Consider the following 7,084-nt stretch of genomic DNA (forward strand, 5'->3'; position numbering starts at 1 on the left):
TCTGCCTCCAGGAGGCGATCACTCCCGGAGCCGGTCACACACAGTGCGCCACGTCAGTGCGCGAGACCCGCCGCACCGCTCAACTTCGAAGACCCACGTTGTCAGGGCTGCTTCCCACCATCCCCGGCGTCTCCCGGGTCAGGCTGCCCTCAGCTTCACCGGGCTGCTGCGACAGCCCAGAAGTGCAGGTCTTTCACCTCCACTCGGATTACATGGCGCCTCGTGGCGCACCCACCGCTCGTGATAGAGCGCGACCAGTCGGTCGGCTGGATCGGCTTGGTGGTCCAGGAGCGTCGTTGCCAGCCGGTACCGGTCCGCGACGCGACTCCCGTCGGCGCAGTTCGCTGTCACGTCGGCTTCAATGATCCGGAAGGTGCGGCCACGCAGCCGGGTCAGGTAGGAACCGTCCGGCAGTACGGAGATCACCGCCGGGCGGCGGCGGTAGGTGAGCCGTGCCAAGACCTGGGCCCCGGTGTCGGCGGCCTCGTTCAAGAACTCGTCGCCGGAGAAGTTCCGGTCGGCGAGAAGCAGCATGCTTCCGTTCAGCAACGGCAGCAACCGCCTGGCATACCCGGGCTCACCGGTGTTGGTCGGCCCGAACACTGCCCCGAGCAGACCGCGAGTGCCGGTTTCACACAGAGCCATGAGCCGGACGTGCGGGTATCCCTCAACACCGCGGTGCCGGCGGGTCTTTCCCAGAACCTCACGAACCCGGAAGGTGTCGGGAGCCTGCAGCGAGCTGCAGCCGTCGAAGGCGACCGTGCGCCATCGCCGATAACTCACTCCGGGCGTCGAAGGACGGGCGAGCGGGCCGGACACCGTCTCAAACAGCTCCTGGAACGGGGCTGTCCCCAGGCGGCGGCGTACCTCCCGCAGTGCCTTCTCCGAGGGGACCCGTGAGACCAGGGCCCGAACTCCGGCGATCAGGTAGCTCCAGACGCGTAGGTATCCGACCTCCGGGAAGAGGCACAACGCCAGGACGAAGTACACCCCCACGCGGGAGGGGATGAGGCGGAGTCTGCGCTGCACCGCTCTGGTGCGTTCCAGCACGTCGTCAACCAGCTCGAAGGGAAGGAGCTGCGTGAGCTCGCCCAGATGCCCGGGCGCGAAGATACCCGAGCCGACGGTGATGGTTTGCGTCACCGTCGTGGTGGCAGACTGGTCGGGCAACGGGACCTCCGCTCAGTGATGAAGACCTTGGTCGGCTTCACCTCTGTAGCAGAGGTCCCGTTCCCCGTAGACATCCACGAGGAAACTGATCAACTTGACGTGGCCCGGTGCGGGTTAACTCCGCGGCATTGCCTGTACAAGACCGAGCTGATCAAGCCCCAGCGGCCCTGGCGCACCCTGTCCGAGGTCGAGCTCGCCACCGCCGAGTGGGCGGACTGGTACAACCACCGCCGACTCCACGGTGAAATAGGCCACGTCCCGCCCGCCGAATACGAAGCCGCCTACTACCTGACAGCCACAAAACCACAGGTCACAGTCACACCCTAGAGTCTCCGACCAAGCCGGTGCGGTTCACCGGTATCGGCCCCGTCACCGCCGCCACCGTCCTGGTCGCCTGGTCTCACCCAGGACGGATCCGCAACGAGGCCGCGTTCGCCGCCCTCGCCGGAGGGAGCCCGCTTCCTGCTTCCTCGGGCAACACCACCCGCCACCGACTCAACCGCGGCGGCGACAGGCGCCTGAACCGCGCCCTGAACGTCATCGCCATGGTCCGCATGGTGCACCACCCCCAAACCCGCGCCTATGCCGACCACGGCGAAACCGAAGGCAAGACAGACCGCGAGATCCGCCGCTGTCTCAAGCGATACCTCGCCCGACGCCTCTATCGCCACCTCAACAGCGCCGCTACGGCGATGGGGGTTGACGGGATATAGAAGCTTCATTGAGACTCACTCCACCAGCGCAGGCGGCAGGTCGAGGCAGGATAGGAAACCAACAGAGCCCCAAGGCTGGAGAGTTGAGCGTAGACACCTTGCTCAACAACCTTGGGGCTCTGCCCGTTTCACGGCCACAGCCCCCTCACCCGATCGGGGGCCAAACTGAAAAGGCTCAGGTGGACGGGCGTGGTCAAGGTGAGTTAGCGGATGATGAAGGCGGTGTCGTCGTCCAGGCCGAGCAGGGCGCGCACAGCGTCCCTTAATTCGCACAGATGCGCGTCCGGCACGGCGGTACGGGGCGTGCTTCTTGGGGCATGGGAGGTATCCCACCTTTCAGATGTCCTACCTCTCAGATGTGGGTCCGATGGCCCAGGGAGTTCTGGGTGGGTCGGATAGGCGCGGACGTCTGGGCGTCGGAGAAATCCACATTCCCTTTTACGAGCCGGCGCGACCATTCTCGCTGTAATCGTTCCATCTCGAATGGCAGATTTATTCAATTAGCCTAATCGCGGATAGCAATGACTAGCTTCCCGCAGCTGAGAGATGCGAGCCAGAGCAGATGCGCACATTCCTCGGACGGTTCCGTAGTCCAGGGCCGATGCGTTCTCAGGCTGTGAGCCGGAGCATGCGGGTCGCGTGTAAGGGGCGTGACCGGTAGTGATCGGCTGCGGCGGCGATGTTGGTCCAGCCTGCTTGGCGGATGAGTCCGATGGCCAGGTTCCGCAGGGTGGCCATCACACGTGGTGCGGCTCCGGTGCGTACTCGTGAGGCGTCTTCGCCGTAGGTGACGTCTCGGATGTGGTGCAGGGCCTCAACCGACCAGTGGCTCTGCACGAGTTCGGCGAGCAGTGTCGGACTGGCCTGTCTGGGCGAGAGGCTCGTGACTGCGTAGACGGTCTTCGTCTGGACCTTGCCGGTTTTGCGGTGGGTGCGGCGGCGCTTGATCTCCATGGCCTGGACGGCGTGCGGGAAGAGTAAGCCGGGCTGGACGGTGCAGACCTTCAGGCGGCGGACCTCGCGGCGGCCGTGTCCGACCCTGGTAGTGCGGCTCTGCAGCGGAATCTCCCGCCAGGGCAGGCGTCGTAGCTGCTTGCGCAGCTTCTTCTGGTTGCCCTTGACGACCAGGAGGTAGTGGCCGCCGGCGGCGATGACGTGGTCGGCGTGGGCACGCTGGGTGTGCATCGCATCGGCGGTGACGACGACGCCGTGCAGGTTGATCCGGTCCAGTAATGGAGCGAAGGCGGGGATTTCGTTGCTTTTCGCCTCGACCTGACGCTGGGCGATCACGGTCTGGCAAGCGTGCAGTGCGGCGGCGAGCAGGTGCACGGCCGTGCCGTCGGTCCGCGATCCGCGCACGGTCTTGCCGTCGACGGACAGGCCGACCAGCCTGTCGCCGCGTTCGTCCACCGGGTCGGCTGAGTACCGGGCGAGCCAAGCACCCACGGCATCATCGAGCGTGTCGCCGTCGAGGCGGGCGAGGACCCGTCCCAGCGTGGAGGCGTTCGGTGTGCTGGAGGCCAGCCCGATCCGTTCGCGCAGGTCGGAGTCGGTATCGGCGGCGAAGCGGGCGATGGCGGCGAGGGACTTCGCTCCGCCGAGGACGGCGAGCAGGCACAGCGCGAGCAACGAACCCAGGCGGTAACGACGGCCGCGGACCCGGCGCGGATCGGGTATCCGATCCAAGACCTCGGCCAGGAGATGAGCTTCGGCAGGTCCGGCGTCGAGCAGGCGGAGTCAATGCCCACGCAGTGGCGCTGCAGGAAATCGATCAGGGAAGATGGCACGCGGACGCGACCCCTGTTCGTGATCAAAGGCTTCGAGAACCTTGATCATCAGGGGTCGCGTCTCTCGTTGACGAGCCGGGCAAACCGTCCACAGCGACGCGTACGCAGGCGATCAGCTCATCTCGCCGACTGAGAACGCATCAGCCCTGTTCCGTAGTCAAGTACTTCACTCACGTAGGCACCTTTAGCCTCGATTTTTCGTGAGGGTCCGCCGACCGAGCCTCACGAAAAATCGAGGCTAGTCCGCGTGGATGCTCGTCGACTGGCCGGCCGGACTCGCGTGTAGAGCCGCGAAAAAAGCAAGAATATGCATTGCGTCTTCGAGGGTGCCGTGGCGAAGCGGCTGGCCGGTCAACACAGCACCGGCGAACTCGATCAAACTTGGTGCGTAACCCTGCAGGAAGTTGTTGTTGTTATACAGCTGGCCAAGGCTCAACTCAGGTTGCCACGCGAGTGGTGCCTTGTCGTCGGCTGTGAAGTAGCTTGGTGTCCGACCGTAGTCGCCGATCTGACCGTGCCGGTACCAGGTCAGATGCGCCCCGTTGTCGACCACGACGTTTGTGCCAGCGCCGATGACCTCCAGCCGCTCGAGCGGACTCGTCTGCGCCTGCCCGGCGCTGAAGTGAAACGTTCCGACGGCACCACTTCGGAAGGTTCCAACAGCAACGCCGCCTCCGCCGGGTGCTGGGTAGTGGATGACCTCGTCAAGCGGGCCCATCGTCAGCAGCGCGCTGCCGGCAGGATGCCAGATGTGGCTCAGGCAGCTACGGACATCAGGTTCGCTGAGTGGCAGTCCCGGGACGCGTGGTATGCGCAGCGGATATTTGCATGTGAACGAAGTCGGCGCGCCAAACTCAGCTCGGCGCACAATCTGCCGGACCTTTCGATAGGCAGGGTTGTGCATTGTCTTCGCGCCGACCGCGACGACCCGTTCGACGCAATCCCGAAGCGCAATCAAATCCCGCACGGTACTCACGTGTGCGGCGATGGGCTTGTCAGTCCAAACATGGCAGCCAGCCTGCAGGCAGCGCGCCACGAGCGATGCGGACAGGGGCTCATCTTGTTCCCAGTCGTCGACGGCAATCAGCACCGCATCGGGCGACGCGTCTTGTAGAAGGCGGTCGAGATCGGTGTACCACGACGCCGCGCCGAATTGCCGAGCGAATGATTGCGCTCGAGATGCATCCTGGTCCCAGAGCGCGATCAGCTCGACCGGGACGTACGGGAGCGATGGCAGATAATTGCGGAATGCGTGGTCGGATGTGCCCAGAAAGGCGACGCGTAGCCGGTGCTTCGCCTCATACGCGAACGTGACTGTGCTCACAGTTCGATCCAATCTGTTCGAGGATTGGGCGATGCACAAAACGCACCAAGGAGGCTAGGTAGCGAGGTGTGGTCATGCTGACTCACGGCGGAGCGGGAGTTTTGTGACCGAGACCCGTGAGACCGGGGCCTTGATCGGCTAGTCCTCCGAGCCGACCGTCTGCCGAAAGGCGCTCGAGAAGGAGATGGCGAGTTCGGCGGGTTCGGCTCCGATGTTCCGAGCGCTATGCCAAATGCCACTGGGGATGGAGACGACATCGCCTTCCTCCATCACCCGCGATCGATCGTTCCAGGTCTGGACGATCCGGCCCTTGAGTACCGTGAGGACCTCATCGCAATTGGGGTGGTAGTGGCGACCGTTTTTCTGGCCGGGATCGAGCACGCACTTACCGACCGTCATCGTTGTCGAATTGCCAATGGCTGCCGAGACATACCATTCGAGCCGTCCCCACGGCTGCGGCTCGATGACGTGATCGGCAGCTGCGCGCAGGTGCTTGTCGAAGTCGTGCTCGCTCATGCTTTGCCCTTCAGTTCGATTTCCTGGTTGTTAGAGACCATGGCTGCCTCATAAACGGCGGAGACCTGCCGCGCGAACTCGAGGTGAGCGTGTCGCGGTGACTCCCTCTTGAGGACGCACTCGAGGAAGTAGCGCAGTCAGGCTCGCGTGAAGCTGCGGCGAAACGCAGATCAGGACGGCGTGGAGGTCCTCGAGCTGAGCCTCTGCACCCTCGGCAGAAGCTCTGATCACCCGTTGCGGTCATGTAGCCGCGCTGGAGGCCATACTGCGCGGCGGTGCGGCTCGTGAGCTCTTCGTTGGCGTCCGCGACGGCGACGAGATCGACAGGGAGAAAGGTCAAGGTGGACAGGATACTGCGGTAGGCGTGGCTGCCGGCGCCTACCATGCCCACGCGGACGTGGTCCGTGTAGGTTCGCTAATAGCTCATTGCGGGAATTCCTTGATGTGGGTCCGGAGGAAGTGCAGGTCCTTCTCGGTAGCCTTGGAGAGGTCCCATGGCGCTCGCCGTACGTCTGGATAGCGACAGGACGTAATGGAAGTCGGCGACATCGGCGATCGGGCCCTCCGTCGCCCAGGGCGATGACATCCCCTCATATGGTTGCCGCGGCGTCCAGGATCGCCTGCGTTCCGGTGACGCACTCGTCGAGCGACACGAAAGTCTGTGCGCCGGCGCCGGAGGCGGTCAGCCTCACGTGCGAGACGGCCTCGGGCCAGCAATCATCGGCCAGCGTTGGCCGCGAAGCGCTGCGTATCCGTAGGGTTCTTACGGCCTAGGCTGAGCTCGGTGAACGTCCGTACCTGCTGGGTTATGGCGCGTTCGGTGGGGAGTCGTTCCATCGAAGAGGCCCCGTAGAAGCCATCGATGCACGGCGCACCGGACAGCACGTACTGGGCATCGGCGGGTTCCGCGATCGGGCCGCCGTGGACCAGCACGATCACGTCGTCTCTAACCGATCGCGCCGCTTGTGCCCATGCAGACGCCAGCTGCACGGAATCGTCGAGGCTCTTGGCGGTTCCCGCTCCGATCGTCCCGCCCGTAGTCAATCCCATGTGGCATACCACCACGTCGGCCCCCGCCTCGGTCATCGCGACTGCGTCCTCGGCTGAGAAGACGTAGGGCGTTGTGAGCAGATTGGCCTCGTGGGCACGCCGGATGAACTCGACTTCGTTGGCGTAGCCCATCCCGGTCTCTTCGAGATCGTTACGAAATGTGCCGTCGATGAGGCCAACAGTCGGAAAGTTCTGAACTCCCGAGAAACCAGCAGATGTGAGAGTTTGTAGCATGTGATCGGGGCGAAGAAAAGGGTCGGTTGCGTTCACGCCGGCGAGGACCGGAACATTTTGGACCACAGGTAGTACCTCTTCACCCATCTCGAGTACCAGGTCGTTGGCGTTGCTATACGCCAGCAGCCCAGCAAGCGAGCCGTGACCGGCCATCCGAAACCGGCCGGAGTTGTAGATGATGATGAGGTCGACGCCCCCGCGTTCTTCGCTCTTGGCAGACAGACCGGTCCCGGCGCCCGCCCCGACGATGGGCCTGCGCGCGGCCCGTTTGCTGGTGAGGCGCTCCAGGA

At 64.2% G+C, this 7,084-nt stretch carries 4 protein-coding genes and 3 pseudogenes; 2 read left to right on the forward strand and 5 right to left on the reverse strand.

Annotation, left to right across the window (positions count from 1 at the left end; translation table 11 throughout):
* Window positions 1-210: 210 nt before the first annotated feature.
* A pseudogene (locus tag AC07CM_RS50040) lies at window positions 211-1,170 on the reverse strand (transposase domain-containing protein); the annotation flags it as partial.
* Between the two features lie 132 nt (window positions 1,171-1,302).
* On the opposite strand from AC07CM_RS50040, the pseudogene AC07CM_RS50045 reads away from it, so the two are divergent.
* Window positions 1,303-1,497 (forward strand): annotated as a pseudogene (locus AC07CM_RS50045) (integrase core domain-containing protein); the annotation flags it as partial.
* Between the two features lie 17 nt (window positions 1,498-1,514).
* Window positions 1,515-1,883 (forward strand): annotated as a pseudogene (locus AC07CM_RS50050) (transposase); the annotation flags it as partial.
* 609 nt (window positions 1,884-2,492) lie between these two features.
* Here AC07CM_RS50050 and AC07CM_RS50055 read toward each other — a convergent pair.
* The 4 genes from AC07CM_RS50055 to AC07CM_RS50070 all read right to left on the reverse strand — a co-directional run.
* The gene (locus AC07CM_RS50055) at window positions 2,493-3,569 is read right to left on the reverse strand and encodes an ISAs1 family transposase (RefSeq protein ID WP_478883229.1); all 1,077 of its coding nucleotides are present in this window, start codon (window positions 3,567-3,569) and stop codon (window positions 2,493-2,495) included.
* A 339-nt stretch (window positions 3,570-3,908) separates the two neighbouring features.
* Window positions 3,909-4,994: a Gfo/Idh/MocA family protein gene (locus AC07CM_RS50060; RefSeq protein ID WP_478883230.1), complete on the reverse strand. Its 1,086-nt coding sequence runs from the start codon at window positions 4,992-4,994 to the stop codon at window positions 3,909-3,911.
* Between the two features lie 138 nt (window positions 4,995-5,132).
* Window positions 5,133-5,510: a cupin domain-containing protein gene (locus tag AC07CM_RS50065; protein WP_478883231.1), complete on the reverse strand. Its 378-nt coding sequence runs from the start codon at window positions 5,508-5,510 to the stop codon at window positions 5,133-5,135.
* 717 nt (window positions 5,511-6,227) lie between these two features.
* A partial coding sequence (locus AC07CM_RS50070) for a phosphoenolpyruvate hydrolase family protein (protein WP_478883232.1) occupies window positions 6,228-7,084 on the reverse strand: 857 nt, incomplete at its 5' end.

The organism is Streptomyces sp. NPDC044061, from assembly GCF_056434305.1.

Bases quoted from the DNA above. Each gene is read 5' to 3' on its own strand.
- AC07CM_RS50065 (WP_478883231.1), bottom strand. From the start codon at position 5,510: ATGAGCGAGCACGACTTCGACAAGCACCTGCGCGCAGCTGCCGATCAC.